Below are 24,988 nucleotides of genomic sequence, written 5' to 3' on the forward strand. Positions count from 1 at the left end.
CGGAGGGGGCTTTCGCGTAGGCCCCTACCTCGCCCCTGAAACGACTCAGGCCCCCTCCGGAGAGGGGGCCTGAGTCGTGAGACCAACTGGGTGACTGATGGGAATTGAACCCACGACAACCGGGACCACAACCCGGTGCTCTGCCAACTGAGCTACAGCCACCATGCCGCCGTCGCCCGGTCGATCGCCCCGGGCGGGGTGCGGACCAATAATAGCCACACCGCCGCGCACCACGTCTAGCGGGTTCCCTGCTCCCGGTGACGGCTGCCCGGGTCAGAGTTCGGCGGCGATCGCCTTGGCGGTCTCGACGTCCGGGCCGGGCAGCGGGACGAAGAGTGTGCGCCGGTAGTACTCCAATTCCCGGATGCTCTCCTGGATGTCGGCCAGCGCCCGGTGTGCGAGGCCCTTCTGCGGCTGGCCGAAGTACACCCGGGGGTACCAGCGACGGCAGAGTTCCTTGATCGACGAGACGTCGATCATCCGGTAGTGCAGGTGCGCGTCGAGGCGGGGCATGTCCCGGGCGATGAAGCCCCGGTCGGTGGCGATCGAGTTGCCACACAGCGGGGCCGTGCGCGGGTCCTTGACGAAGGTGCGGACGTACTCCAGGACCAGGTCTTCCGCCTCGGCGAGGGTGACCGCCGAACGACGGACCTCTTCGGTGAGCCCGGACTTGGCGTGCATCGTCTGGACGATCTCGGGCATCCCCTCCAGTGCCGCCTCATCGGCGTGGATCACCACGTCGACCCCGTCACCCAGCACGTTGAGGTCGGGATCGGTGACCAGTGCCGCAACCTCGATCAGCTTGTCCCTGCTGAGGTCCAACCCGGTCATCTCACAGTCGATCCAAACGAGGAGATCAGCCACCGGGACAGCCTACGCGCAGCCCACACCTCGCGGCTGCGCGCTCTCAGCGGACCAGCCCGCTAGGGTTTCGGGGTGCCAGCAGAACCCGTCGCACCGCCCGCCGTCACCGACGACGACCCCGGCGGCCGTACGGTCCGTCGCCTGGTCGCGGTGGTGGCCCTCATCGCTGTGCTGCCAGCGCTCTACCTACCGGGCCTGAACCACAAGTTCCTCGACCTCAAGATCTACATGTCGGCGGTGGACTGGTGGCGTGCCGGCCACCCGCTCTACGACTACGTCCAACCCGACCGGGTGCAGGGCGAGTTGTACTTCACCTACCCGCCATTCAGCGCGCTGCTGCTGTGGCCGTTCGGGCTGCTGAAGCTGGGTGCCACTGTGGCGATCTTCACGGTGCTCACCGTGCTGGCCGTGGTGCTGACCACCCGATGGCTGGTGACACCGATCATCGCCCGACACGACCTGCCGCGAGCGTTCACCCTGGTCGCCGCAGTACTGCTGGTGCTGGCGGTGGAGAGCACCCGCGAGACGATCACCTTCGGCCAGATCAACATGCTGCTGGTCGTACTCATCCTGGGTGACCTGCTGTACGCGGTGCCGCAGGCGCGGCGCTGGGCCGGGGTGGGCGTGGGGCTGGCGACGGCGCTCAAGCTCTTCCCCGGCATCTTCATCGTGTACCTGCTGGCCACCCGGCGGTGGCGGGCCGCGGCGGTGGCGAGCGTGACCGCGGCGGCGGCGACCCTGCTCGCGGCGGCGGTCGCCCCGGGTGACTCGTGGCGGTTCTGGACCCACGAACTCTGGGCCACCGACCGGGTGGGGCGCACCGACTACGTCGGCAACCAGTCACTGTTCGGACTGATCAGCCGGTTCACCGCACCGGAGAAGCCGGACCGACTGCTCTGGCTGCTCTGGCTGCTGCTGGTCGCCGTGGTCGCCGTCTACGGGCTGTGGCGGGCCGCCCGTGCGGCTCGGGCCGGTGACCTGTTGACGGGTCTGACGCTGACCGGGCTGGTCGGCGCCCTGGCGAGCCCGATCACCTGGACCCACCACATCTACTGGTTCGTGCCGGCGGTGGTGCTGCTCGCGGACGCGGCGTTGAGTGCCAACCGCCCGGACGAGGCACGCCGACGCCGGTGGCTGGCCGGGCTGGCGCTGGGCACCGCCGCGCTGATCATCTACGGCATGGTGACGTTCCACGACTGGGGCGTGGAACCGGTCCGCACCGACAACCCGGCGGCCTTCGTCCTGCGCAACGGCTACGTGCTGCTCAGTGTGCTGCTGCTGGTGGCCCTGCCGGTGCGCTCGGGCAGCCTGCGCCTGGGGCCGCTGCGCTCGAGGCAGCCTGAGGAAAAATCGCACCAAATGGACAGATCTCCCCAGTAGCCGCCATCGGCGCTAATCTGGCCTCATCTACCTCAAGCGTCGCTCGGGTAGCACCGATCCCCCGGTGAGGGTGGCCCTCCGCGTCGGCAGCGCGGAGGGCCGCTCGCCGTTTCGTCCAACGCCACCGGCCGGGCCGTGGTCTCCGCGCCGGCTGGGGGCCAGGCGAGACTCAGTGTCGCCGCCGGTGCTCGGGGCATCCGGACCGGCGCGTCCAGGTCGGCGAGGGTGGTCGGCCGGCCCGGCTCGGCGCCGATCGCGGACCGAGGCCGCTCCCCCGCCGCAGAGCCCACCGAGGTGAGCTGTCGTACGGCCGGGAACCGCGAGATCGACCCGGGATCCCGCGCGCCCAGGTCACTCAGCGAGGTGACCCCGAGCCGCCCGGCGAGCACCGGCACCTGATCCGGCTCGACCACGAAGATCACCTCGCGCGGACGCAGTGGTCGGAGCAGGAGCAGCAGCGCACACACCACCAGCAGGACGCCGGCGGCCAGCAGACCCCAGGTGGCCGGGCCGGTCCACCCTGCCCGCAACTCGGCGCGCAGGTCCAGGGCCAGGTCGGCGCCGCCGTCGGGGCGCATCACCACCAGGCTCATGGGCTCCCCGGCCAGGTCGTCCGCACTCCACTTAAGCGAGCCGACCCCCTGGCGCGTCCAGGACGCCCGTTCCAGCGGGCTGACCGGCCCGGCGGCGGCCGGGCTGCCAGCGGTTGGTCCGGCCGGACCAGCCGGGCCGCCGGCGGTGGGACCGACCGGATCCAGCCGGACCGGCAGCGGGCCCTGGGCCAGCGTCACCCGGCGCACCGAGGCGTGTGGCACCGACTCCAGCCAGCGGCTCACCTCGGCGGTGGGCGCCAGTCCGAGGAAGGCCGGGCCGTCCGCGGTGCGGGCGTCCAGTCGCAGCTGGGTCTGGCCGGTACGCGTGAAGGGCGCCGCCTGCCGCAGCAACCGGTCCAGGTCGGTGACCACGACCGCGTGACCGGGCGTGCGGATCGTCTCGAAGCGGGCGGCGAAGGCCCCATCGGGGTCGGCGTGTCGGGTCACCAACCACAACGCGCCACCGGCGAGCAGCGCCGGAATCCCTACGACCAACAGCAGTACTCCGACGATCGCCCGCACGAAACGCATTCGCACCGTCCCCTTCCGTAGCCAGATACCCGGCCGACCTTACCGACGTGGGCGCTCTGATCAGGGGATATCCACGGCACGGTCAGCCCCGACCGCGGAAAGCGCGTTGGCCCGCCGGATGGTCCGGCGGGCCAACGTGTGTGGCGGGGGTCAGGCCTTGACGACCGGCTCTCGGCGGCTCCGGGCGAACGCCAACCCACCCAGCACCAGGCCGGCCAGACCGGCGACGAGACCGGCCACACCCAGGCCGACCGCGAGCCCGTTGCCATCGTCGTCATCGTCGTCCTTGGACGACGCGACGGCCGTGCCGGTAGCGGTGGGCGCGGCCGAACCAGCCGGTGCCGCGGCGGCGGCCAGGGCGAGCACCGGGGCCGGGTGCTCCGGCTCCTCGGCACCCGGCGTCGGCGGGTCGATCCAGCGCGAGATCTCGCCGTCCGAGTAGGTCTGCAGGATCTTGAAGACCATCGAGTCGACCTGCGGCAGCGGCCCCATCGAGACGGGGAACTCCTGGAACTGGCCCGGCTTCACCGCGGCGTCGCCGGTGGCCGTCCAGGTGATCTTGGAAACCGCCTCGGTGAGCTGGCTGCCATGCACCTCGATCGGCGGGTCCACCTTGCGCTTCTCCGTGGCAACCGTCCAGCCGGGCACCGGCATGGTCGACACCGAACCGAGCGGGGCGTCGGCCGGCAGCGTCACCTCCAGCTTGGTGGTCGAGGCGGTGTCACTCTCGTTGGGCACCCGGAACGCCACCCGGGCGTAGCCGCCCTGCGTCGCCTCCTTCGGGTTCACCGTGACGTGAGCGGACGCCGGTCCGGCGAAGCCGAGCACAGCGGTGGCGGCGGCGGTGAACGCCAGGGCGGCAGCGGCGGTTGCGGTACGCCGGAATCGGGTCATGGCTTTCGCGAGCCTCTCTAACGGATGGGCACGGTGGCGGTCACCGTGGCCTGGTCGATGTCGGTCGTGCGGGCGGTGATCTTCAGTTGCCAGTCGCCAGCGGACGGCAGGCTGATGTCGCCGTAGGCGTGGTTGTCCGTCAACGGCAGCAGCGGGACGTCGATCGGTTCGATCCCGGCCGACGGCAGCGCGGCGGTCGCCTTCCACTCCACGACCGGCAGCGGCAGGTTGTCCTTGCCGTAGGCGTACAGATGAACCGTGTTGTTGCCGCGCTCGGCCGGACTCAGCTCGACCTCCAGCGAATAGAGCGGGCTGGACAGCCTGGTGCTGAATTCGCCGGCCTCGGCGGCCGACGGCCCGGCCACGGCGGTCCGGGCGGGCGTGGTCTGCACGAGCGTGGCGGACAGGGCCAGCACCACCACGGTCACGGCCAACTCCACCCAGACCGCCCGGCGGACCGGCGCCGGGCGCTGCGCCGCGATGCGCCGACGCACCAACTGCCGGGAGTACGCGGCCACGGCGATCACCAGCGCGAACAGCACGATCTTGGCCAGCAGCAACCGCCCGTAGGTGGTGTTGAACAGCGCCTTGAGGGTGGCCACCTCGATCAACGCCTGGACGGTGCCGGCCAGCAGCAGCGCCGAGACGGCGAGCGCCGCCCAGCGTGACCAGATCGGCAGGATCGCGCCCAACTCCCGCTCGTCCGCCTGACGCAGCAGGAACCCGGCGAGCATGAGCAGGCCGCCCAGCCAGACCGCCATGCTGCCCAGGTGGACCGCGTCCACCACCACGGAGACCGCCGGCGCCGGGGAGGCCGCCGGGTGCCCGGCCAGCGGCCAGGTCAGCAGGGCCGCGCCGCCGAGCACGGCCAGGATGATCGCGTCAGCGCGGCCGACAGGCCGGGCCAGCAGCGGCCGGAGCAGGAAGACGGAGGCTGCCAGCAGGCCGAGCCGGACCAGGTGGGCGGCACCGAAGGCGCTGCCGAACACGCTGCCGAACCCCCCGCCGGTGACCTCGAAGAGACCACCGCCGGCCGTGTAGGGCACCTGCAACCACAGGTCGGCGAGGGTGGCGACGGCCACCAGACCGAGGCTGGCCCAGGCCACCCGGGCCGGTCCCCGTCGGGAGAGCCGTCGTGGCCACAGCGCGGCGAGCACCAGCGCCGGCCCGACCAGCAGCACCAGGCCGAGGTAGCCGAGGAAACGGGCCACCTTCACCGCCGTGTCCACCACCGGGTTGGCGCGGCTGTCCGCGCCGTCGTCGACGGGGGGCGTCGAGGGTGCGCCGACCGAGTAGGTGAACGCCCCGGACACCGGGTGACTGTCGGCGGAGATCACCCGGAAGCTGACCAGGTAGGTGCCGCGCGCACCGCCCGGGTCCACCGGAATGGTCACCGCCGTGCCGGCGAACGACGGCTCGCCCCGGTCGGCCCGGGAGCCGTCCGGGGCGATGACCCGGATCTTGCCGGGAACCTTGCGGACCGCTTCGCTGAACGTGAGGACCACCTCGGACGGCCCGCTCGACACGACCGCGGCGGCGGCCGGGCTGCTGCTCTCCAGCACCGCGTGGGCGCTGGCCGGGGTGGCTGGCGCGATCAACAAGGCAACGACGGTGATCAGGAGGCCGGCGGCGGCAGCCAGCCTGCTGAGCCAGCGGCGGGGGGCGACAGTCATGCCAGCCATGGTCGCCGACCGCTGTGGATCTCGGCGACCCGAGTCGGGCAAACGGCTCAACTCTGCTCAGCCGCCAGTGCCGCGCGTGAGGGATCGCGTGTCATGGGAAGGTAGTCGGCTCGCCTCGGGGAAAAGTTCCCGACGTGTCGCAGACCATCCAAGGCCCGAAGGACCCGGACGCCCCGCCAGGCGACGCGTAACCTGGTTTGTCGTGATCCCTGTCCCGCGTGACACCGGTGCCGCCGGTCCGGTAGAGCCGGCCGACGCTGCCACCCGGGACCCGGCGACCGAGTGGGCGTTGACCGCGCGTGACGGTGACCCGACCGCCCAGGCGGCGTTCGTCCGGCTGACCCAGGTCGAGGTCTGGCGGTTCGCCGCCGCCCTGGTCGACCCGGACAGCGCCGACGATCTGACCCAGGAAACGTACCTGCGGGCGTTTCGGGCCCTGCCCGCGTTCGAGGGTCGATCGAGCGCCCGCACCTGGCTGCTCGGCATCGCCCGGCGGGCCTGCGCGGACCACCTGCGCACGGTGATCCGCCGCCGCCGGCTCGACGAGCGCCTGGCGGCGAACGCGTACACCGACCGCCCGCACCCGGACCCGGCCGGCCAGTTCGGCGCCGCGGACCTGGTCCGCAGGCTCAGCGCCGAGCGGCGTGCCGCGTTCGTGCTGACCCAACTGCTCGGCCTGTCGTACGCCGAGGCCGCCGCCGTCGAAGGGGTGCCGGTGGGCACCATCCGTTCCCGGGTCGCTCGGGCCCGAGACGAGCTGGTCGAGGCGGTCGGCGACGCCCTGACCGGCTGAGCGCGGAACTTCCGGCGGAGACGGGACGACAAATGAGCGTGACTGCACCTCCCACCCGGGCCGGCCGTTGGCCTGTCGTCCGGCCCTGGCTCGGCACCGCGGCCCGACTCGGTCTCGCCGCCGTCTGGCTCGTCGCCGGCGCGTCGAAGGTCGGTGACCTCGCCGCCTCCGGGCGGGCCGTCAACGCGTACCAGGTGCTGCCGTACGACGTGGCGACGGTGATCGGCGCAGCCCTGCCCTTCGTCGAGCTGGCGCTGGGCGTGCTGCTGCTGCTCGGGCTGGCCACCCGGCTTGTCGCCGGGGTGTCGGCCGCGCTGCTGGTGGTCTTCATCGTGGGAATCGCCTCGGCCTGGGCGCGAGGGCTGGCCATCGACTGCGGCTGCTTCGGCAGCGGCGGGCAGTTGGCCGAGGGGCAGGCCCCCAGTTACCTCCCGGAGATCCTGCGGGACCTGGGATTCTTGGTATTAGCCGGATTTCTGCTGATCTGGCCGCGTACGCCGGTATCGGTGGACGGTTGGTTGTCCGGCGAACCCGCTGTGGAGGACGAGGATGAGTAGTCGTAAGGGGCAGCGGGACGCCGCCCGGGTGGTCCGCGAGCAGCTCGCCCGCGAGCGGCGGCGCCGACGCACGATCTGGGTCTCCGCCGCCGCGGTCGTCGTCCTGATCATCGCCGGTGTCGTCGGCTGGGCCGTCTGGTCCAACCAGCGCTCCGACACCTTCACCACCCCGCCTGGCGCCAACGCGGCCGGCACCGGCATCGTCACCGGTGGTGGGCCGGTCACCGTCGACATCTACGAAGACTTCCAATGCCCGGTCTGCAAGCAGTTCGAGGGAAGCACCGGGGCGACCCTCGAACAGTTGGTGGCCGAGAACAAGGCGAAGGTGGTCTACCACCCGGTCGCGTACCTCAACCGCTTCTCCACCACCGAGTACTCCACCCGTTCCTCGGCCGCTTCCGGCTGCGCCGCTGCCGGTGGCAAGTTCCGCGAGTACGCGAAAGCGCTCTTCGACAGGCAGCCGCCGGAGGGCAGCGCCGGGCTCCCCGACGACCAGCTGATCGACATCGGCACCGGTGTGGGCCTCGACCGGGGCTCGTTCGGCGGCTGCGTCAAGGACGGCACGTACAAGAACTGGACCGAACACGTCACCGACGAGGCCAGCCGGAGCAACGTCACCGGCACACCGACCGTCATGGTCAACGGTCAGCCGCTCGACAACCCCACCCCGGAAGCTCTCACCGCAGCCGTGGCGGCGGCCGGCAAGTGATCCGTACCCTGCTGGCCCGCGCCGGCCTGATCGCCGCCGCAGCCTGCGTGGTCACCCTGAGCACCGCGGCGCCCGCCGCCGCGCACGGCGCGGACGCACCGGACGGCACCGACTACCGCACCCGGGCGACCGGGGTCGCGCCGGCGCGGCCAGGGTTGGCGGTACGCGTCGTCGAGGCGGGCGCCCGGCTCGAGTTGAGCAACCGCACCGGCCGGGCCGTCGAGGTCATCGGCTACTCCGGCGAGCCGTACCTGCGGGTCGGCCCGGACGGGGTCTTCGAGAACAGCCGCTCCCCCGCCACCTACCTGAACCGCACCATCGCCGGCGACACCGCGCTCCCGGCCGAGGCCGACCCGGCCGCCCCGCCGACCTGGCGGCGGATCGCCGACGGGACCACCGTGCGCTGGCACGACCAGCGCGCGCTGTGGCAGGAGTCGGCTCCACCCGCGGAGGTACGCGCCGCGCCGAACCGCGAGCACCGGGTCCGGGACTGGGCGGTCCCACTACGCGACGGTGCCGACCCAGTGATGATCAACGGCACGCTGGACTGGGTGCCGCCGCCGGACGCGTACACCTGGTGGGCGGTGACCATCGTGGGGCTGCTCGCGGTGGGCGCGCTCGGCCTGCTCGCCGCCGCGGCACCGGCTGGTGCCCGCGCGTTGTCCGCGCTGGGCGCGTTGCTGGTCGCCGGCGGCGTGGTGGCCGTCGTGTACCCGGTGGGGCGGGAGCTGGACGCGGGCGCCCAGGGGTTGGGCCCGGTGGCGCTCGGGCTGCTGTCCGGGCAGATCTGGTCACTGCTCACCGGCGTCGGCGCGATCGCCGCCGGGTGGTACGCGCTGGCCCGCCGCCCGGCCGCCGACTTCGCGGTGGCGCTGGCCGGGGCCTGCCTGGCGCTCTTCGCCGGGGCGGCGAACGCCGCCGTGTTCGCCCGGTCCATCGCCCCGGTGCCCTGGTCACCCGAGATCGCCCGGGTCATGGTCGCGCTGGTGTTGATCACCGGCACCGGAGCGACAGCCGCAGGCGTCCTCCGCCTCCACGCGGCCGCCAAAACCCCAACCCCAACCCCAACCCGCACCTGACCCGCCCCACCGGCCCCCACCGGCCCCCACCGGCCCGCGTTGATCATGAGGTTATTGCCCCCGACACGCCGGGATGAGGGCAATAACCCCATGATCAACCAGGATGGGGTGGGGTTACCGGGGTGGGGTGAAGCCGTAGGGGAGTTCCAGGCGGTGTTGGGTCAGCAGGGGGGCGTCATTCAGCAGGTCGAGGGTGGGGGCGTCGGCGACGATCCGGCCACCGTCGAGGATCACCGAACGTTCGCACAGCTCCGCCGCGTACGGCAGGTCGTGCGTGACCATCAGCAGGGTCACCGGCAGGTCGCGCAGGATCTCGGCCAGCTCACGGCGGGCCGCCGGGTCCAGATTCGACGACGGCTCGTCGAGCACCAGGATCTCCGGGTGCATGGCGAGCACGGTGGCCACCGCCACCCGCCGGCGCTGCCCGAACGAGAGATGCTGCGGGGCCCGGTCCCGGTGCTCACCCATCCCCACCGCGGCGAGCGCCTCGTCCACCCGGGCGGCCAGCTCGGCCCCGCGCAGACCCAGGTTCGCCGGCCCGAACGCCACGTCCTCCGCCACCGTGGGCAGGAACAACTGGTCGTCCGGGTCCTGGAAGACGATGCCCACCCGGCGACGCACCTCGGCCAGGGTCGCCCGGTCCGGGGTGACCGTCAGCCCGCCGACACTCACGCTGCCCTCGGTCGGGCTGAGGATGCCGTTGAGATGCAGCACCAGCGTGGTCTTGCCCGCGCCGTTGGGCCCGAGCAGCGCCACCCGCGCACCGCGCGACACGTTCAGGTCCACCCCGTGCAGGGCCACGTGCCCGTCCGGATACGCGTACCGAACGCCACGAACGTCCAGGGAGACAGCGGTCTGCACGACACCGATCATGTCAGCACGAGGGCCGTGGCGGCGATGGAGGCCGCCAACACCGGCACGGTCGCCGCGACCAGCCACTGACCGACGCTCGCCGCGCCATCGCCCTGCCACACGGCGGGCATCCGCCCGGTGTAACCCCGCGACACCATCGCCAGATAGACCCGCTCACCACGCTCGAAGGCGCGCAGGAACAACGCCCCGATCCCGGCGGCGAAGCCGCGCAGCTGCCACAGGAAGCGCGGGTCGTCGCCCCGGGAGATCCGGGCCACCCGCATCCTCCGCGCCTCGCCGACCAGCACGTCGAGGTAGCGCAGCATGAACGTGGCGATCTGGGTGAGCACCTGCGGGCAGTGCAACCGGTCCAGCCCCACGATCAGGTCCCGGGTGCTGGTGGTCGCAGCGAGCAGCAGCGAGGCGAGCACGCCCAGGGTGCCCTTGGCCAGGATGTTCCACGCGCCGTGCAGCCCGTCCTCGGACAGCCGCAGGCCCCACACGTCGACCCGTTCGCCACTGCCGAGGAACGGCAGCGCGACGGCGAACAGCACGAACGGCAACTCGATGAGCGCCCGGCTGAGCAACCACCGCGGCCCCACCCGGGCCAGCGCCGCCACCGCCGCCACCAGCACGGCGTACGCGCCGAAAGCCCAGAACGCCGTGCGTGGGGTGGCCACCACGGCGATGGTGAAGACCACCATCGCCACGATCTTGACCTCGGGCGGGAGCCGGTGCACCGGAGAGTCCGACTCGCGGTACAGCACGTGCCCGTGACCGGCACCCATGACGCGTACCCCCTGCTCAGCCGGCCGTGCCGGCGCGGGACGTCGCCGCGTCGTCCGCGGCGGGCGTCGCGCCCTCGGCGGACGTCGTCGCGTCGCCGCCGGTGGGCGTGGTGCCCCGACGGCGCAGCAGCCAGAAGCCGCCAGCGCCGATCGCGAAGGTGACAAGCACCCCGAGCACCCCGGAGAGGCCGGTCGAGACGAAGCTGTTCTGCACACCCCGCACGCCGTAGTCGGCGAGCGGGCTGTCGGCGAACTCGTGGTCCCGTGCCTGCTGAGCCGGGCAACTGCCGCCGACGATGTTGTCGTCGGCGTCGACCGTGCAGCCCTTGAGCAGGGACGAATCCAACCCGTCCGGGTGGGATGAGGCGTAGTTGCTGACCACACCGGCGAGCAGCAGGGCGACCAACAGGCCACCGGCCAGGAAGGCCCACGAGCGATTCTTCATCGAACACCTCCGGCGACCGGGACAGCGGGGGTGGCGGGCGCGCGCAGGGAGCGCAGCGCGTACACCAGGTCGGGTCGCACCTTGGCGACGGTGAGCACGGTGGTCGCGGTGATCAGGCCCTCGCCGATGCCGATCAGCAGGTGGACGCCGGCCATCGTGCCGGCCAGGCCGGTCAGGTTGTTGCCCAGGTCGGTGGTGCCGCCCAGCCAGTACTCCAGGACGAACCCCTGCGACGCGACCACCACGCTGAGCGTGGCCGCGACGAACGCGGTGACGGCCAGCCCGGCCCGTGTGCGGGGCAGCACCCGCAGCAGCACCGCGATCAGCACGTACGCCGCGGCGGTGCCGATCAGCGCCATGTTGGTGATGTTGAGGCCGAGCATCGCCACGCCGCCGTCACCGAAGATCAGTGCCTGCACGACCAGGACCACGGACACGCAGAGCGCGCCGACCCACGGGCCGACCAGCATGGCGGCGAGCGCGCCACCGAGCAGGTGGCCGCTCACGCCGGCCGTGAAGATCGGGAAGTTGAGCATCTGGACGGCGAAGATGAACGCGGCCACCAGGCCCGCCATCGGGGCCAGCCGGTCGTCCAGGTCGCGCCGGCCGCGCAGGACGCAGGCGGTGAGCGCGGCAAGAGCGAGCGCAGCGAAGATCGCCGCGACGGGACCGTCGATGATCCCGTTCGAGATGTGCATCGCCAGTGTTTCCACGCGACCTCCCACACGTCAGCGGGCCCGGCCGGGCCAGCGTGCGTCAGCCTATTTCCCAAACCTCGTTGTTGCCAGACTCTGGCAACAACGCGAGGTGATGATCACTCTGCCGGTCGGTGACGGGTGCGCCACCACCGCGCGTTGCCGGCGACGTCAGCCACCGGGCCGGCGGTATCGTCGGGCCATGACCGTGCCCGACCGTCTCTCCCCCGGTGATCCCGCGCCCGAGTTCACCCTCACCACCGACACCGGCGACCAGCTCTCGCTCGCCGGCCTGCGAGGCCGCAAGGTGGTCCTGTACGCCTACCCCGCCGCGATGACCCCCGGCTGCACCAAGCAGGCCTGCGACTTCCGCGACTCGCTCGCCTCGCTCCAGGCCGCCGGCTACGAGGTCGTCGGCATCTCCCCGGACAAGCCGGAGAAGCTGGCGAAGTTCCGCGAGCGCGACGCGATCACCTTTCCGCTGGTGTCGGACGTGGACAAGGCGGTGCTGACCGCCTACGGCGCGTACGGCGAGAAGCAGCTGTACGGCAAAACCGTCACCGGCGTGATCCGCTCGACGTTCGTGATCGACGCCGACGGCAAGATCGAGCGCGCGCTCTACAACGTCAAGGCCACCGGGCACGTCGCCAAGCTCCGCCGCGACCTCGGCCTGGACTGACCTGTCGTACCGGGCCGATACGTTCTGTCAGTGGTCCGATACAAATACACTCCCGAAGCGCTCGCCGCCGCGGCAGCCGCCGCACGGAACATCACCGAGGTGATGCGGCTGCTCGGCGTACACGTCAGCGGCGGCTCGCACGCACACATCAGTCGCCAGCTCAAACGCTTCAACATCGACACGTCGCATTTCACTGGCCAGGCACACAACCGAGGGGTTCGTTGGCGACGGATGTCCCCCACAGAGCTGCTGGTCGTGCTGCCGGAGGGCTCTCGCCGAATCCCCGGGATCCGCCTCAAACGCGCCCTGGCAACAATCGGTCTCCCCGAGAGCTGCGAGGTTTGCGGCACCGGGTCAACGTGGCAAGGCTGCAAGCTGACGCTGCACGTGGACCACATCAATGGCGATTTCCTCGACAACCGGCCACGCAATCTCCGACTGTTGTGCCCTAACTGTCACAGCCAGACCTCCACGTACGCTGGTCAACGACGGCCCGCCCGGATCGAGCCTGGGGTGGTCTACGATCCTGATGCGGTTACTCCGACCGGCTTCCGGATAGGTAGGCGACTGCCTCGGCAACGCGAGTGGCCGTGGACGTTGGTGGAGTACAGCATCAAGGGGCCGTAGCCCAACGGCAGGAGGCATGCGGTTTAGGTCCGCACCAGTGCGGGTTCGAATCCCGTCGGCCCCACTTATCGTCGGCCTGACCAGGCAACGCGGCTCGACGAGCGACGTTGTCGGGCGCGTCACTGTCGCGGGTCGCGGGCCTGGTCGCTGAGTCAGGATGGCGAGCGTGAGTCTGCGCTTCGTCCTCGACCCCGATCTGACCCCACAGCTGCGCGCCGAGATCGTCGACCTCTGGGCGGATGTCAGCAACGCTGGCGGCGCGGTCGGGTTCGTCCCGCCGGTGACCGCCGCCGACGTCCAGGCCACCGCCGACCCGACCTTCGCCGGCATTGCCGACGGACCGGATCGGCTGCTGGTCGGATACTCCGGCGACCGGCTGGTGGCCATGCTGATCTTCGGTGACAACCGTTTCCCGCTCAAGGCTCACTGGTGCGTGCTGAAGCGGGTGATGGTCCATCCGGACACCCAGGGCGCCGGCTACGGCTCGGCGCTGATGACCGAGGCCGCCCGGCTGGGCAGGGAGTTCGGCCACGAGGCGCTGCACGTCACGCTGCGCGACGGGTTGGGGTTGGACAAGTTCTACGGCCGCCTCGGGTATCGGGAGATCGGCCGCCTGCCGGGCGCGTTGCGGTTGGCGGCCGACGACGACCGGGACGAGATCCTGATGTGGCTCGACCTGACGCCTGTCGACTGAGCGGTCAGGCTGCGCACCAACGGGCGTTCGCCGCGGCCGGGCTGGTGGCCGGTGGGTCGGTGGCCGCGGCGCTCGCCCTCGCCACCTCGACCGGACGACGGGCCGGCGTCGGCGTACCGGTGGGCCGGTTGCCCGGCGGCCGGGTCGTCGCGGATTGGCGCGGGGTGGCCGCGACGGCGCCGCGCGCGTACATCCGGACCGCGCTGTTCTGTACCTGCCCGGGTGCCATGCGGATGCCGTCCACGGTGGCCCGGTTTCCGTACACGTCGCTGACGCGGACGCTGAACGGGCCGGGCCCGGCGCCGGAGGCAAGCAGCCAGTAGTTGTACTCCTGCCGGGCGGCCGACCGCCACGGACCGCTGTCACCCTGCCGCACCTCGACGGAACGCAACGGGTTGCCGTGGTTACCGACGCGGACGGCGAACCACCACTGCGACGCGCCCTCCTTGATGCGGAAGGTGAGTGGTCCGGGCAGCGGCGGGTTGACCACCGCCCGGTAGGTCACGGCGACGAGACCCTGGACCGGGTCGGCGATCCGGGCGAATGCCTCGCGGGACAGGTCGAGATGCCCGGGCGCGCACTCTGGACACCGATCCATGATCAGCACTCGGACCGTGCCCTTCGGACCGGTCACGTCGAGAAATCCACCGCAGGCGGCACCTGCGGAGTATTCCGTCGGGCCGAGCGCGACGTAGAGCCGGTTGGCTGGGGCAGCGGGATTCGAGCAGTTGCCGCCGGCGCCGTTCGAGTCGTAGAAGCTCGCCTTGCCGCTGTGCGTGGCGTTACCGGTGGGCGGCGCGGCTGCGAGCGTCCGACCGGCGGCGCAGGCCGGGGCGGAGCCGGACCGCAGGGTCAGGGTGACCCCGAGTGCGGCCGCGAGAACGGTGACGCCGGTGGCGACCAACCAGGGCATCGGCCTGGACGACGATGCGGGCCGGGCCTCGGGAGCATGGTCCAGGTCGATGTCGATGTCGATGTCGACAACGCTTCCGTCCGTCACGACGGCGATGCTGCCGGACCCGGGCGCGGGCGGACAAGCCGGCTAAGCCAAAGCTAAGACAACATCGACGGACGGTGATCGGCGCGTACCGATCGCCGGTCGACGACCCCGGTCAGGGCGCGGTGCTGATCGGCGCACCCACCGCCAGTTGGCCGCTGTCGAGCGGCACCAGGTGCAGTCCGAAGAGGAGTTTCTGCTTGACGTTGCGGTGTCGTCCGAGGGTGCGCAGTGGTTCCTTGGCGCGTACCCCGGTCTCCTGGTCCGTCGTGGTCACCACGCAGCGGTCACACGGCCCGGCGGCGCGGAACCGCAGGTCGCCGATGCGCAGCGACCGGCCGACCCAGTCGTCCTCGGCCCAGGCCGGCGCCCCTTCGACCACCAGGTTGGGTCGGAACCGGGTCATCGGCACCGGCTCCTCCCCCGCCTCGGCCAGCCAGTCGTTGAGGACGTCGAGGGAGGCGGCGTTCGCCAGCAGCAGCGGGTAGGCGTCGGCGAAGCTGACCTGGTCGCCGGTGTCGTGTTCGCGGGCCTCGGCGGCCAGGTGGCGGGTCGGCTGGGCCAACCAGACCAGTCGGACCGGTCGGCCGAGCAGCGCGCCGAGCCAGTCGTCGGCCGCCGGACCGGCCGGCAGAGCCGGGACCGGGAACGTGCGACTACGGAAGGTACGCACCCCGACCGGCTCACCGTCGGTCGGCTCGGGCACGTCGAGGTCGGGCTGCCCGTCGGCGCGCAGCGACAGGCCCCCAGGGCGCACGCTGGCACGCAGACCGACCAGCCGGGTGGTTTCCCGCTGGGTGACGCCGACGCCGTCGGCGTCCACGACCATCCAGCGTCGGTCCCCCGCCAGGCCCCACGGCTGCACGAACGCGCCGTCGTGGTCGACCCGGTGACAACCCTTGACCGGGTACGTGTGAATCGAGGTCAGCCGCACCCGGTCACCATGCCACGCCGATCCCGTCGCCCGGGTACCAGTGGTTGGCGGGACTCTCCCGGTAGGCGAGGAACCGCCGGTCGGTGCGCTCGGCGAGCACGTTGGTGCTGGTGACGTTGTCGGTGAGCAGGGTCGCCCCGGGGGCGAGCTTCGACTCGACGGCGTCGAACTCGCGCTTCTCGTGGGTGCGGCTGTGGTCGCTGTCGTTCAGAAACAGGTCGACGTGGCGTTCCAGTGCGCCGATCGAGGCGATCGAGTCGCCGATCGCCAGGTCGACGAGGCCCCGACGCGCGGCCGGGGCGGTCGCCTGCTCGATGTGTCGCCGCAGCGTCTGGTCGGACTCGACCTCGTCGAGCCAGCCACGGACCTGCCGCACCGGCCCGTCGCAGACCACGCTGACGAACCAGGCCAGGTGGTGGCGGCTGAGTGTGGTCAGCTCGTACGTGTAGTTGTGATGTTCGCGGGAGGTGACCAGCCAACGGGCCGAGATGCGCAGCACCTTGGCGTCGTGGCGGGCCACCCGGGCGAGCCGCTTGGGGAACGCGGCGACGGGGGGCGAGTCGAGTGCGGGCGATGGCTCGGCGGAGCTGTGTAGCGTCCACCGATGCTTCACAGCAGGTTCAGGCCACCGTTCGTAGGAAAAGTCTTTCGGTCAGGATGTTGCACCGTTTGGCCCGGATGGGGGTACATGGCTGTAACCCGCAATCAGTAGCATCGCGGCATGCAGTATCGCCAGGAGTACGCGGAGCCCGAGACCCAGTTTATTGACGCGCAGCCACCACCTGAGCCGACTGAGGCGACGCGTCCGCGGCGTCGCCGGTGGCGGAAGATCGCGCTGATCACCTTCGTGGTCTTTGCGTTGCTCGGTGGTGGTGGCATGGTCGCCGGAGGCCTGTACTTCCGTTCGATCAACTCGGGAATCGAACGCGTCGACGCGTTCGAGGGTGTCCCGGAGGCCGACCGCCCACAGGTGGTCGAGGACGCCAAGGGTGCCATGAACATCATGATCCTCGGCAGCGACTCACGCGATCCGGAGAATGAGTCCGGCTCCCGGACCGACACCATCATCCTGGCCCACCTTCCGAAGGACCGGCAGAGCGCACAGCTCATCTCGATCCCCCGGGACAGCTGGATCAGCGTGCCGAAGTCGCCACAGGGGCGGGGCGGGCGGGACGCCAAGATCAACGCGGCGTTCGCCTGGGGTGGCGTTCCGCTCATGGTGCAGACCCTGGAGAAGTTCACCGGCGTCCGCATCGACCACGTGGCGATCGTTGACTTCGCGGGTTTCAAGGAGATCGTGGACGCGCTCGGTGGCATCGACATCACCGTGGACAAGGGCTTCACGTCGAAGCACTCGTTGAACCCGGACGGCCGACGGGAGTTCGTCGCGGGCCGGCAGACCATGGACGGAGCGGCCTCGCTGGACTACGCCCGCGAGCGGTACGCGTTCGCCGAGGGCGACTTCACCCGGATCAAGCACCAGCAGCAGGTCATCAAGGCGATCCTGGACAAGGCCGCTTCCGGGGGCACGCTGGCCAGCCCCACCAAGTTGAACTCATTCGTCCGGGCCACCGCCGACGCCGTCGCGGTGGACGAGTCGATGTCCCTGGTCGACCTGGCAATGCAGCTGCGGCACCTGCGCAGCGGCCAGCTCGCCTTCCTCACCTGCCCCACGGGCGGCACCGGCCGGGTTGGCACCGAGAGCGTCGTTTTCGTTGACAAGCCGAAGGCCGAGCGTGTGTTCGACGCGGTGCGTCGCGACTCGGTGGAGGAAATTGCCGCCGCAGCAAAGTAGACGACCAGATTCGCCCTTTCGTCTATGGCGGCGGTTCTGACCTGGTCATATCCTTCCTTCGCCCTTCGGCTCGATAGTGCCCAGCGCGAAGGACCAACGGGGAAGGTTGACCATGTCAGGTCATTCAACGACGAGTCGTCCCGGCACACCCACGCCATGGACGGGCGAACAACCCGGCTCGGTCGAGCCGGCGACGACACCCAAGACCGCACCGGTGCCCCGGCCCGGTCTGGAAACGACCGCGGTCCTGCCGTACGCGGCAACCCGGACGTCATCGCGGACGCGCTTGCTACGGGCCTGGATGATGACGGTTCCGATCGACATCGTGGCGCTGCTATTTCCTTTGCTGATATCGCAGGACTATTGGCGCGGCACCCTCGTCAACGCCGGGCTCACCATGGCCATCTTCGCGGCCGGCGGGCTCTACCAGGCCCGCCGGCACGTGAGCATCCTCGATGAGCTGCCGAGCATCGTCGGGCGCCTACTGGCGTCCGCCGCAGTGGTGGCCATCATCGCTGCGGAGCGTCACTCCTCGGTTGAGTATGTCGGCGGTTTCATGCGGGGCGTCGCCATCTCCGCCGGCCTGGTGATCGTTGGTCGGGCGCTCAGCCGGGCACTCACCATCCTGGTGCGCAAGCGTCGTTGGGTGGAGCACAACGCCATCATCATCGGCAGCGGCCCGGTCGCCTTGGAGCTGGCCCGGTTGCTGCGTCGTTACCCGCGGTACGGCCTGCGTTTCGTGGGCTGCGTCGACGTGACGGCACAGCAGGATTCGGCTGTACTTCCGCTGCTCGGCAGCCTCAACGAGCTGGAGAAGCTGGTCCGGGTGCTGAAGTGTGAGGTGCTGGTCATCGCCGACCCGGACTGCCGGGAGTCGGAACTGATGGACACTCTCCTGCTGCCCCACAGCTCGCGTTGCGACCTGTGGGAGGTGCCGCGCTTGTGGGGTTCCCGCTCGCAGGGCGGGTATCCCGACCACATCGGGGCGATCCCGATCGTGAAGGTCGGTGACATCTCGCTCTCCGGTCCGCGTTGGGCGATCAAGCGGGCTTCCGACGTGGCGTTCTCCGGCCTGGCCCTGTTCCTGCTGAGCCCGGTGCTGCTGCTGTGTGCGCTTGCGACGTTCATCGACGGGGGTCGCGGGATTTTCTTCTACCAGGAGCGGATCGGCCGGTTCGGGAAGCCGTTCAACGTCGTCAAGTTCCGATCGATGCGCCCGGTCGACGAGACCGAGTCGCAGACGAACTGGTCGATCGCGAACGACCGACGGGTCGGCCCGATCGGCCGGTTCATGCGCCGCACGTCCCTGGACGAGCTTCCCCAACTGTGGAACATTCTGCGCGGCGACATGAGCGTCGTCGGGCCGCGGCCGGAGCGGCCGTACTTCGTGGAGAAGTTCTCCGCGGAGTACCCGAACTACGCGATGCGGCACCGCGTCCCCGTGGGGTTGACCGGGCTCGCCCAGGTCAGTGGTCTGCGTGGTGACACGCCGATCTCCGACCGGGCGCGGTTCGACAACTACTACATCGAGAACTGGTCGCTCTGGCTCGACATCAAGGTCGTCCTGCGTACCATCTCAGAGGTTTTCCGCGGCGGAGGCCGTTGATCGCACGAAGCGGGTGACCAGAGGTCGGCCACCGTCGGCAGTAACTCAACTGCCGACCGTGGCCGTCCTCTTCATCACCTCGTTGATCGCCGCCGACCAGTGCTCCGCGAAGCGTTCGAGGCTGTTCTCCGCCCGCACGAACGCGGTGACATCCGAGACGGCCTGTGCGCCGGATGGAAGCAGCGTGAGCGCACGGGTGAACTCGTCCAGGTCCCCGGCGGTTGCCGTCAGATCGCGGTAGCCCGGCACCTTGTCGATGAGGGTTCGAACGTAACCCACCCGCGTGGCCAGGACCGCGGTACCGGTCGCCATCGCCTCCAGGATGGCGAGTGAGCACGCCTCGTAGTCGCTTGGTGCGAGCACACAGTCGACAGCCTGGATCCAGGTGCGCAGCTCCGCTGGAGACAGCACACCCAGGCTGGTCGCGCCGTCAACGGTGCCCACGCCGGCGGTCAACAGGCGGTAGCCAGCCCGGGACGCGGCAGCGACCGCAATGTCAGGTCGCTTGCGTGCCTCGGCGCGTCCGATGAAGAGGGCGAGCCGTTCGTCCGGCGAGACCCCCAATTGGCCGCGTGCGGTGTCGCGGTCGCCGATACCGAACGTCGTGGTGTCGATCCCGTTCGGAATCACCCGGTGGACCCGGAACCGGTACCACTGCTCCACCTCTTCGGCGGTCGGCTGCGACACGGCGACCCGGTAGGCGTTGGCACCCGCCCAGATCTCCTTCGCCGCGCCCTTGACCAGGAACTGCGTTCGCCACTGGATGGAGTACGCGTTGGTCCTGGTCCCCAGCCGGACGTGATCCACCCAGCATCCGTGGTAGACGTGGATCCGCGGTGCCGACGTCCGGCGGCTGACCATGCCATTCGTGATGACCAGATCGTGGGCGACCGAGTCCAGATCAGCGGCGCCGACAACCTCCGCCGTACCTCCGAGCCGCCCGATCACGTCGCTGAGGGTGTGGCAGAAGCGTTCCACGCCCCCCGAACTGCTCGTCGGATCGGGGCTGACGACCGCGACCCTCATCATCGTGCCCACCGGGTGAGGCGCCGGCCGGCGGCACGGGCCAGGGGCTTGGTCCGTCGGCTGATCAACGACAACTGTTCATGGCCCGAGCCACGGATCAGACCCTGCTCACGGAGCCAGGCACCGTGCTTACGGAGGAAGTACCAGTTGTTGCGGACCACGAAGTACTCGTAGCGGGCCTTGGACGCGCGGTCGATGCCGCCACCGGCGCGGGAGCGCATGTAGGTGTAGCCGCGGTCCGTCACGACCACCCGGTGCCCCGCCCGCGCTGCCGCCACAAAGAGGTCCGTCTCCTCGCGGTAGTAGTTGCCGGAGTAGAACTCGTCGTACATCGCTGCGGCGAAAACCGACCGCCGATAGAGGGCGTTGGCATGCATCCAGACGCAGTCCGTCCAGGCCGACGTGGGGAAGATGCCGGGCTGCTCGAGCTTGGGGCCACCGGGCAACCTCGGCGCTCGCGCGATGCGGTCCTCAACGTCCTCACCCTCGCCAATGTTGAACCAGGGCGCGCCAACCACGTCGGCACCCGCCTCGTTGGCGACCTGAACAAGCTCGGCGATGAGATTGGTGCTAGGCACGTCGTCGTCGTCAATCACGAACACCCACTCCGACGTGGCGGCGCGGATTCCGATGTTCTTGGCCTTAGGCGGGCCGACGTTGCGCTCGTTGACGATGACACGGAGCCGGGCGTCCTGATCGGCGAGGCTCTGCAACCGGGTCGCGGTGTCGTCCGCGCTCCCGTCGACGACGAAAACAGCCTCTCGAACGACGGGTTGAGACAGCGCCCACTGTGCTCGCGCGTAGGCGAGCTCACTCCTGTTACGGGTGGGTACGACCACGGACACCGTGGCCGCGCCCGCGGGGCTCGCCTCGTGCCCACTCATCGGTACGCCTTGCACCATGACCTCCACACCCCGCTCGACCAGGATCTGTTGCGCACTGGACCTGCTTCGGATCTCGATGTCACGAACGTGGCGCCCAGAGACCGGGACTGGACCCGATGGCCCCCGTACTGCCGTCGGTTGGGCGCTGCTGTTCCTCGCGACGGACGTTGTCCCCACGTTGCTTGCCGGTGGCCTGGCCGACGATTCCGGCGGCGGCGCCAATCAGCAACGGCCACCGACTCGTCTCGGACAGGAACGGCGCGGTCATGACACACAGTGGCGCGATCAGGCAGAAGGCCGCCGCGGCCCGGACGACGACGTCGCTGCTCCGATCACGCAGACGCCCCAGGGCCGCGATACCGGCGACCGACAGGAAGAGGAAGACGAGCACCGGTGCCGCGGCGCCGTAGCGCAGCCAGTCCTGTAGCAGCTCGTTGTGCACGTACACCCGGGTGGAGGCGCTGGCGGCAAGGCCCGGGAGCTGCGGCGACGACGGCCCCACCCCGGTCCACAGGTTCGCCCGGACATGGTCCCAGCCGACCCGCAGATCGCTTATGTGTCCGCTCGTTGACGCCGCCTGGTGCCCGGCGCTGTCCTGCTCGGCGGGGGGCTTCGGGGACGGGCGTGGCGCGGCGGCCGGCGGTGTCGGACCAGCGGGCTCTGTTGCGCCGCTCGGGATCGGATTGGTTGGACTCGACCCGCTGACCGTGGCCGGACTCGTTGGCGCGCTGCCTGCCACCCAGGCACCACCTACGGTGCCGTCATCGCCGCCGCTTGTTTCGAAGCTGCCCACACTACGCAGACCGACGTCCGCGGCAAGGCCTGGCGCGGCGAGCACAACCACCGCGACCATGAGCCCGGCGAAGGTCAACTGCTTGAGCATGAGCCTCCACCGCGCCCACGAGAGCACGAAGGCGACGACGCCGACAACGACTGCGGCGAGCCATACGCTGCGCCGGAAGCTGAACAGAATGAGCAGCGGCCCGGCGACGGCCACGACCATGTGCCGCCAGTCCCAGCGCCATCCACGGTCGCCGAGCATTCCGCCGAATGCGGCGACCGCGATGGCGGGCAGCGCCGAGTCGTAGTAGACGAAGTAGTCGCTGAGCCGGTCGTCGGCGACCTCGCCCAGTCGAATCGCGACAGCGGCACCGACCAACAGGGCGGCTAAGCCAGCGCCAATCATGACCGCGAAGCTCCGCCGGTCGTCCCGTAGCATCCGCAGGCTCAGCCCGAGGACGAGACCCATGACGAGTAGGACGAAGGGTCGGGCGTTCTGGTTGACGGCCGAGAAGACCGACTGTCCGTGGACCAGCCCACTGCCAGCGGCCAGGGCGACGAGGGCGCTGGCGAGGCCGAGCAGGACACTCCCAGTCGACCGGAGGCGGAGGTGCCTCGGCGGCCAACATTGGGCGGCAGCCGCGAGGACCGCCGTCACCGCGAGCGGCAGCACAGCGGGAATCTTTCCCGCGAGAAACAGTTGATGACCGAACGTCGTCAGGGCCCCGAAGCGCCCGTTCGGTCCGATCTCCTGGGCGAGCACCGCCACGAGGACGATGCCCACCAGTGGGAGGCGGAGAACGAGCAACGGCAGCGTCGCTGCGAATACGACCCCGACGGCTGACGGCACGGCCCAGAGGATGTACGCGACAGAGAATGCCGCCCCTGCGAGGGACGCCCAGCCGAGCGGCCGACGGATGGTGACAGCGAGCGGACCGACGGCCCGCGACAGCCATCCTGCTGCGGTTGATCGAACGGCTGTGCCCTCGCGCCCTGCCCTGGCGTCGGGTCGATCGACGGGCTGGCGGGACGGATCAATGTCAGCGGCCCCGGTGCCCGGTTCAGCCGCCGTTCCTCTGGAACCCATCGCCGCCTTCGCCATGAAACCCGCTGAGAACAACGCCGAACCGATTGCCAGGGCAGTCGCCGGACGGCCCAGCGGGGCGATCCTGCGACCAGAGCGGTTGTGCATTGCCGTAGGTCGAAATTGACGGCCCACCGACCGTCGCGGCACACAGTATCAGGCAACACGCCGGCCGACGCCAGCGGAAGTTTCTCCCAGGCGAACCGCTGGCCGGGCATTTTCAGTAGTATGCCGACGGCTGTGCGTACCCGTCTCCTACCGGGTGCGCTGCCCCGGCGTCCTGACGAGGTCGCCGATCACCCTCGGAGCCGCAAATGATCACCCGCCGCAGCCTCCTCGTCGGCACCGGCTGTTTGGCCCTGGCCAGTGACGCGCCGCGGCCGAGACGCTTCGTGCTACCCACGCCATCCGGAGGCGACGACACCACGGCGCTCAATACAACGCTCCGTATCGGCGCTGGTGGTCTCATCCATGCCCCCGAGGGCGCCCAGTACCGGGTCAGTGCCCCACTCGTGGTCTACAGCGACACCACTCTCGTCATGGCCGACAGCACCGTCACCCTGGTGCCAGGTAGCGGCTGCAACCTGCTCACCAACATGGCGGTCGCGGGCGGCGGCCGGGATCGCAACATCCGAGTAACCGGTGGCACCTGGATTCGCGCCGACCTGGCCGGCGGCATCGGTCCAGCTCTACACACGCTGTGCTTCCGGCGGGTCGACAACCTCTTGCTTGAAGGGCTCGCGGTGAAGACCTTCGGTGACAAGTATGCGATTTCCCTCGGTGACGTCACCGACGCCACCGTCAACAGGATCTCCTTCGCTGTGCAGTCCGACGGCGTGCACATCCAAGGGCCGGCCGTGCGAACCAGGGTCACCACGCTGCGAGGGTCGACCGGCGACGACACGGTCGCCATCACACCCCGCGACTGGCAGGCGTACGACGATGTCTCAGGGCCGGTCATCGACACCCACATTGAGGACATCGACGTGACTTCCGCCGCAGCCTTGGTCAAGGTTCTCGGTGGATCGCCGGAAACCGCCGCGCTCCGCACCACCGTCCGCGGTGTCGCCGGAAGTGCCCGCAACAACGTCCTCTGGGTCGGCGATGACACGGCTGAGTGGCGCACGACCGGCGGTCAGATCGACGAACTGACCGTGGAACGGGTCACTGCCGCCACGGTGCCCGGCCGGCACGTTCTCTACCTCAACGGCTCGAACGTCGGCCGCGTCCAGATCCGGGAGCTGACCTTCGCCGACCCGGGCGCGGACGGGGCGCTCGTGCGGATCGCGTCCCGTACCGCCGCGGCCGTCGCGGAGCTTAGCGTCGAACGCGTCGACGTCGCGCAGCTCGGCGCTGGGCCCGTCGTGGGCGTCGACCAGACCGCACGGGTTGAACGACTGCGGGTGGACCGACTGACCGTCACCGCCGCGGCCGCCGGCGCCTCATTGGTGCGGATCGCCGGGACTGTGAATGACCTCGCCGTGCGGGCGGTCACCGCCGCTGTCCCCGGCGACAGCTACCTCCTGGAGCTGCCGCAGTGGGCCAAGGACGCCGCCGTACGTCAGGCGAGTGTGTCGGACACGGGCGTCGCCGGCCGTGGTGGTGGCCTGGTCGCCGCCACCGCCGCGACTCACACCCTGCCGCAGTTGGCCCTGACCAACATACGGACGGCCGGGAAGCCCTGGCTCGTCAATCTGAACACTCACACCGACCTGCGCTTGTCGGATGTCACCATCGAAGACACCACCGGTGGGGTGTTGAAGGTCCACAGCTCGGGCGCGGCAGTCGTCCGAGGCGACACACTACGGACCGCCCCCGGCTCGCCCGGAGTGGCCGTGTCCTCCGGCGGTTCGGTGACCTCGTACGCGCGGGACCTGGCCGTCGACGTCAGCCGGCTCGTACGCGCCGAGGGCAGCACCGCCACGAACACCAACGGCCGGCTGTCCTGTGGGACAGGGCCGGTGGTGTGTTCCCGACTGACCTGGCAGAACCTCCGGACCGGCGCCACCTACTGAGCAGG

25 protein-coding genes and 2 tRNA genes are annotated in these 24,988 nt (G+C 70.3%); 12 read left to right on the forward strand and 15 right to left on the reverse strand.

Going from position 1 to position 24,988, the window contains the following annotated elements:
• Window positions 1–89: 89 nt before the first annotated feature.
• Together C7C45_RS21450 and orn are read right to left on the reverse strand one after the other, a co-directional pair.
• Window positions 90–162: transfer RNA gene (locus C7C45_RS21450), tRNA-His, on the reverse strand.
• Between the two features lie 111 nt (window positions 163–273).
• Complete coding sequence (gene orn / locus C7C45_RS21455) at window positions 274–864, reverse strand: oligoribonuclease (RefSeq protein WP_110565472.1); 591 nt, start codon at window positions 862–864, stop codon at window positions 274–276.
• A gap of 72 nt (window positions 865–936) precedes the next feature.
• Between orn and C7C45_RS21460 the strand changes: the two genes are divergently transcribed.
• Window positions 937–2,244, forward strand: a complete 1,308-nt coding sequence (locus tag C7C45_RS21460; protein ID WP_110565473.1) for a glycosyltransferase family 87 protein — start codon at window positions 937–939, stop codon at window positions 2,242–2,244.
• Between the two features lie 32 nt (window positions 2,245–2,276).
• Here the strand turns inward: C7C45_RS21460 and C7C45_RS35875 are convergent, their stop codons facing one another.
• The 3 genes from C7C45_RS35875 to C7C45_RS21475 all read right to left on the reverse strand — a co-directional run bounded on the left by C7C45_RS35875 (window position 2,277) and on the right by C7C45_RS21475 (window position 5,944).
• Complete coding sequence (locus C7C45_RS35875; protein WP_425271155.1) at window positions 2,277–3,368, reverse strand: hypothetical protein; 1,092 nt, start codon at window positions 3,366–3,368, stop codon at window positions 2,277–2,279.
• 150 nt (window positions 3,369–3,518) lie between these two features.
• Window positions 3,519–4,262: a YcnI family copper-binding membrane protein gene (locus C7C45_RS21470; RefSeq protein ID WP_110565474.1), complete on the reverse strand. Its 744-nt coding sequence runs from the start codon at window positions 4,260–4,262 to the stop codon at window positions 3,519–3,521.
• A 17-nt stretch (window positions 4,263–4,279) separates the two neighbouring features.
• Window positions 4,280–5,944 (reverse strand): copper resistance CopC/CopD family protein, encoded by a 1,665-nt coding sequence (locus C7C45_RS21475; protein WP_110565475.1) that lies wholly within the window; start codon window positions 5,942–5,944, stop codon window positions 4,280–4,282.
• A gap of 202 nt (window positions 5,945–6,146) precedes the next feature.
• Between C7C45_RS21475 and C7C45_RS21480 the strand changes: the two genes are divergently transcribed.
• The 4 genes from C7C45_RS21480 to C7C45_RS21495 are packed head-to-tail and all read left to right on the forward strand — an operon-like array spanning window position 6,147 to window position 9,082.
• Window positions 6,147–6,737, forward strand: a complete 591-nt coding sequence (locus C7C45_RS21480) for a sigma-70 family RNA polymerase sigma factor (protein WP_110565476.1) — start codon at window positions 6,147–6,149, stop codon at window positions 6,735–6,737.
• A gap of 32 nt (window positions 6,738–6,769) precedes the next feature.
• Window positions 6,770–7,294, forward strand: a complete 525-nt coding sequence (locus C7C45_RS21485; RefSeq protein WP_110565477.1) for a MauE/DoxX family redox-associated membrane protein — start codon at window positions 6,770–6,772, stop codon at window positions 7,292–7,294.
• On the forward strand, window positions 7,287–8,003 hold the full coding sequence (locus tag C7C45_RS21490) for a DsbA family protein (protein WP_110565478.1): 717 nt from the start codon (window positions 7,287–7,289) through the stop codon (window positions 8,001–8,003). The genes C7C45_RS21485 and C7C45_RS21490 overlap by 8 nt, the downstream gene beginning before the upstream one ends.
• On the forward strand, window positions 8,000–9,082 hold the full coding sequence (locus C7C45_RS21495) for a hypothetical protein (protein ID WP_110565479.1): 1,083 nt from the start codon (window positions 8,000–8,002) through the stop codon (window positions 9,080–9,082). The genes C7C45_RS21490 and C7C45_RS21495 overlap by 4 nt, the downstream gene beginning before the upstream one ends.
• Window positions 9,083–9,196: 114 nt before the next feature.
• Here the strand turns inward: C7C45_RS21495 and C7C45_RS21500 are convergent, their stop codons facing one another.
• Genes C7C45_RS21500 through C7C45_RS21515 form a run of 4 tightly spaced genes read right to left on the reverse strand, consistent with a single transcriptional unit; the run spans window position 9,197 to window position 11,880 of the window.
• On the reverse strand, window positions 9,197–9,955 hold the full coding sequence (locus C7C45_RS21500; protein ID WP_110565480.1) for an energy-coupling factor ABC transporter ATP-binding protein: 759 nt from the start codon (window positions 9,953–9,955) through the stop codon (window positions 9,197–9,199).
• Complete coding sequence (cbiQ, locus tag C7C45_RS21505) at window positions 9,952–10,722, reverse strand: cobalt ECF transporter T component CbiQ (protein WP_110565481.1); 771 nt, start codon at window positions 10,720–10,722, stop codon at window positions 9,952–9,954. The genes C7C45_RS21500 and cbiQ overlap by 4 nt, the downstream gene beginning before the upstream one ends.
• Before the next feature lie 16 nt (window positions 10,723–10,738).
• Window positions 10,739–11,167, reverse strand: coding sequence for a PDGLE domain-containing protein (locus C7C45_RS21510; RefSeq protein ID WP_110565482.1), 429 nt, complete (start codon window positions 11,165–11,167; stop codon window positions 10,739–10,741).
• On the reverse strand, window positions 11,164–11,880 hold the full coding sequence (locus tag C7C45_RS21515; protein ID WP_110565483.1) for an energy-coupling factor ABC transporter permease: 717 nt from the start codon (window positions 11,878–11,880) through the stop codon (window positions 11,164–11,166). Before C7C45_RS21515 ends, C7C45_RS21510 begins: the two co-directional genes overlap by 4 nt.
• Before the next feature lie 184 nt (window positions 11,881–12,064).
• On the opposite strand from C7C45_RS21515, the gene bcp reads away from it, so the two are divergent.
• The 4 genes from bcp (at window position 12,065) to C7C45_RS21535 (ending at window position 13,862) form a co-directional block, all read left to right on the forward strand.
• Window positions 12,065–12,541 carry a thioredoxin-dependent thiol peroxidase gene (gene bcp, locus C7C45_RS21520; protein ID WP_110565533.1) on the forward strand — a complete coding sequence of 159 codons (477 nt, stop codon included), beginning with the start codon at window positions 12,065–12,067 and terminating at the stop codon, window positions 12,539–12,541.
• 30 nt (window positions 12,542–12,571) lie between these two features.
• Window positions 12,572–13,168 carry an HNH endonuclease signature motif containing protein gene (locus tag C7C45_RS21525; protein ID WP_208641243.1) on the forward strand — a complete coding sequence of 199 codons (597 nt, stop codon included), beginning with the start codon at window positions 12,572–12,574 and terminating at the stop codon, window positions 13,166–13,168.
• A tRNA-Leu gene (locus tag C7C45_RS21530) sits at window positions 13,159–13,232 on the forward strand. The genes C7C45_RS21525 and C7C45_RS21530 overlap by 10 nt, the downstream gene beginning before the upstream one ends.
• Window positions 13,233–13,334: 102 nt before the next feature.
• Entirely contained in the window at window positions 13,335–13,862 is a 528-nt protein-coding gene (locus tag C7C45_RS21535) for a GNAT family N-acetyltransferase (protein WP_208641244.1), read from the forward strand.
• Window positions 13,863–13,866: 4 nt separating this feature from the next.
• On the opposite strand, the gene C7C45_RS21540 is transcribed toward C7C45_RS21535, so the two are convergent.
• The 3 genes from C7C45_RS21540 to C7C45_RS21550 form a co-directional block, all read right to left on the reverse strand.
• Window positions 13,867–14,862 carry an expansin EXLX1 family cellulose-binding protein gene (locus tag C7C45_RS21540; RefSeq protein ID WP_244200487.1) on the reverse strand — a complete coding sequence of 332 codons (996 nt, stop codon included), beginning with the start codon at window positions 14,860–14,862 and terminating at the stop codon, window positions 13,867–13,869.
• A gap of 112 nt (window positions 14,863–14,974) precedes the next feature.
• Window positions 14,975–15,793, reverse strand: a complete 819-nt coding sequence (locus C7C45_RS21545) for an MOSC domain-containing protein (protein WP_110565485.1) — start codon at window positions 15,791–15,793, stop codon at window positions 14,975–14,977.
• 4 nt (window positions 15,794–15,797) lie between these two features.
• The gene (locus C7C45_RS21550) at window positions 15,798–16,406 is read right to left on the reverse strand and encodes a class I SAM-dependent methyltransferase (RefSeq protein WP_244200488.1); all 609 of its coding nucleotides are present in this window, start codon (window positions 16,404–16,406) and stop codon (window positions 15,798–15,800) included.
• A 108-nt stretch (window positions 16,407–16,514) separates the two neighbouring features.
• On the opposite strand from C7C45_RS21550, the gene C7C45_RS21555 reads away from it, so the two are divergent.
• Together C7C45_RS21555 and C7C45_RS21560 are read left to right on the forward strand one after the other, a co-directional pair.
• On the forward strand, window positions 16,515–17,588 hold the full coding sequence (locus tag C7C45_RS21555) for an LCP family protein (protein ID WP_110565486.1): 1,074 nt from the start codon (window positions 16,515–16,517) through the stop codon (window positions 17,586–17,588).
• Between the two features lie 301 nt (window positions 17,589–17,889).
• Complete coding sequence (locus tag C7C45_RS21560; RefSeq protein ID WP_208641245.1) at window positions 17,890–19,194, forward strand: sugar transferase; 1,305 nt, start codon at window positions 17,890–17,892, stop codon at window positions 19,192–19,194.
• A 45-nt stretch (window positions 19,195–19,239) separates the two neighbouring features.
• Here the strand turns inward: C7C45_RS21560 and C7C45_RS21565 are convergent, their stop codons facing one another.
• The 3 genes from C7C45_RS21565 to C7C45_RS21575 form a co-directional block, all read right to left on the reverse strand.
• Window positions 19,240–20,223, reverse strand: a complete 984-nt coding sequence (locus tag C7C45_RS21565; protein ID WP_146247366.1) for a glycosyltransferase family 4 protein — start codon at window positions 20,221–20,223, stop codon at window positions 19,240–19,242.
• Window positions 20,220–21,104: a glycosyltransferase family 2 protein gene (locus C7C45_RS21570; protein ID WP_167454779.1), complete on the reverse strand. Its 885-nt coding sequence runs from the start codon at window positions 21,102–21,104 to the stop codon at window positions 20,220–20,222. Before C7C45_RS21570 ends, C7C45_RS21565 begins: the two co-directional genes overlap by 4 nt.
• A 79-nt stretch (window positions 21,105–21,183) precedes the next feature.
• Window positions 21,184–22,734: an O-antigen ligase family protein gene (locus C7C45_RS21575; protein WP_167454780.1), complete on the reverse strand. Its 1,551-nt coding sequence runs from the start codon at window positions 22,732–22,734 to the stop codon at window positions 21,184–21,186.
• 548 nt (window positions 22,735–23,282) lie between these two features.
• Here C7C45_RS21575 and C7C45_RS21580 point away from each other — a divergent pair.
• Entirely contained in the window at window positions 23,283–24,983 is a 1,701-nt protein-coding gene (locus C7C45_RS21580; protein ID WP_110565491.1) for a hypothetical protein, read from the forward strand.
• The last annotated feature ends 5 nt before the right edge of the window (window positions 24,984–24,988 follow it).

Source organism: Micromonospora arborensis (genome assembly GCF_003205615.1).
Classification (GTDB): Bacteria; Actinomycetota; Actinomycetes; order Mycobacteriales; family Micromonosporaceae; genus Micromonospora; species Micromonospora arborensis.

Bases quoted from the DNA above. Each gene is read 5' to 3' on its own strand.
- C7C45_RS35875 (WP_425271155.1), bottom strand. From the start codon at position 3,368: ATGCGTTTCGTGCGGGCGATCGTCGGAGTACTGCTGTTGGTCGTAGGG.
- C7C45_RS21470 (WP_110565474.1), bottom strand. From the start codon at position 4,262: ATGACCCGATTCCGGCGTACCGCAACCGCCGCTGCCGCCCTGGCGTTC.
- C7C45_RS21475 (WP_110565475.1), bottom strand. From the start codon at position 5,944: ATGGCTGGCATGACTGTCGCCCCCCGCCGCTGGCTCAGCAGGCTGGCT.
- C7C45_RS21485 (WP_110565477.1), top strand. From the start codon at position 6,770: ATGAGCGTGACTGCACCTCCCACCCGGGCCGGCCGTTGGCCTGTCGTC.
- C7C45_RS21490 (WP_110565478.1), top strand. From the start codon at position 7,287: ATGAGTAGTCGTAAGGGGCAGCGGGACGCCGCCCGGGTGGTCCGCGAG.
- C7C45_RS21500 (WP_110565480.1), bottom strand. From the start codon at position 9,955: ATGATCGGTGTCGTGCAGACCGCTGTCTCCCTGGACGTTCGTGGCGTT.
- cbiQ (WP_110565481.1), bottom strand. From the start codon at position 10,722: ATGGGTGCCGGTCACGGGCACGTGCTGTACCGCGAGTCGGACTCTCCG.
- C7C45_RS21510 (WP_110565482.1), bottom strand. From the start codon at position 11,167: ATGAAGAATCGCTCGTGGGCCTTCCTGGCCGGTGGCCTGTTGGTCGCC.
- bcp (WP_110565533.1), top strand. From the start codon at position 12,065: ATGACCGTGCCCGACCGTCTCTCCCCCGGTGATCCCGCGCCCGAGTTC.
- C7C45_RS21555 (WP_110565486.1), top strand. From the start codon at position 16,515: ATGCAGTATCGCCAGGAGTACGCGGAGCCCGAGACCCAGTTTATTGAC.
- C7C45_RS21560 (WP_208641245.1), top strand. From the start codon at position 17,890: ATGATGACGGTTCCGATCGACATCGTGGCGCTGCTATTTCCTTTGCTG.
- C7C45_RS21565 (WP_146247366.1), bottom strand. From the start codon at position 20,223: ATGATGAGGGTCGCGGTCGTCAGCCCCGATCCGACGAGCAGTTCGGGG.
- C7C45_RS21570 (WP_167454779.1), bottom strand. From the start codon at position 21,104: ATGAGTGGGCACGAGGCGAGCCCCGCGGGCGCGGCCACGGTGTCCGTG.
- C7C45_RS21580 (WP_110565491.1), top strand. From the start codon at position 23,283: ATGATCACCCGCCGCAGCCTCCTCGTCGGCACCGGCTGTTTGGCCCTG.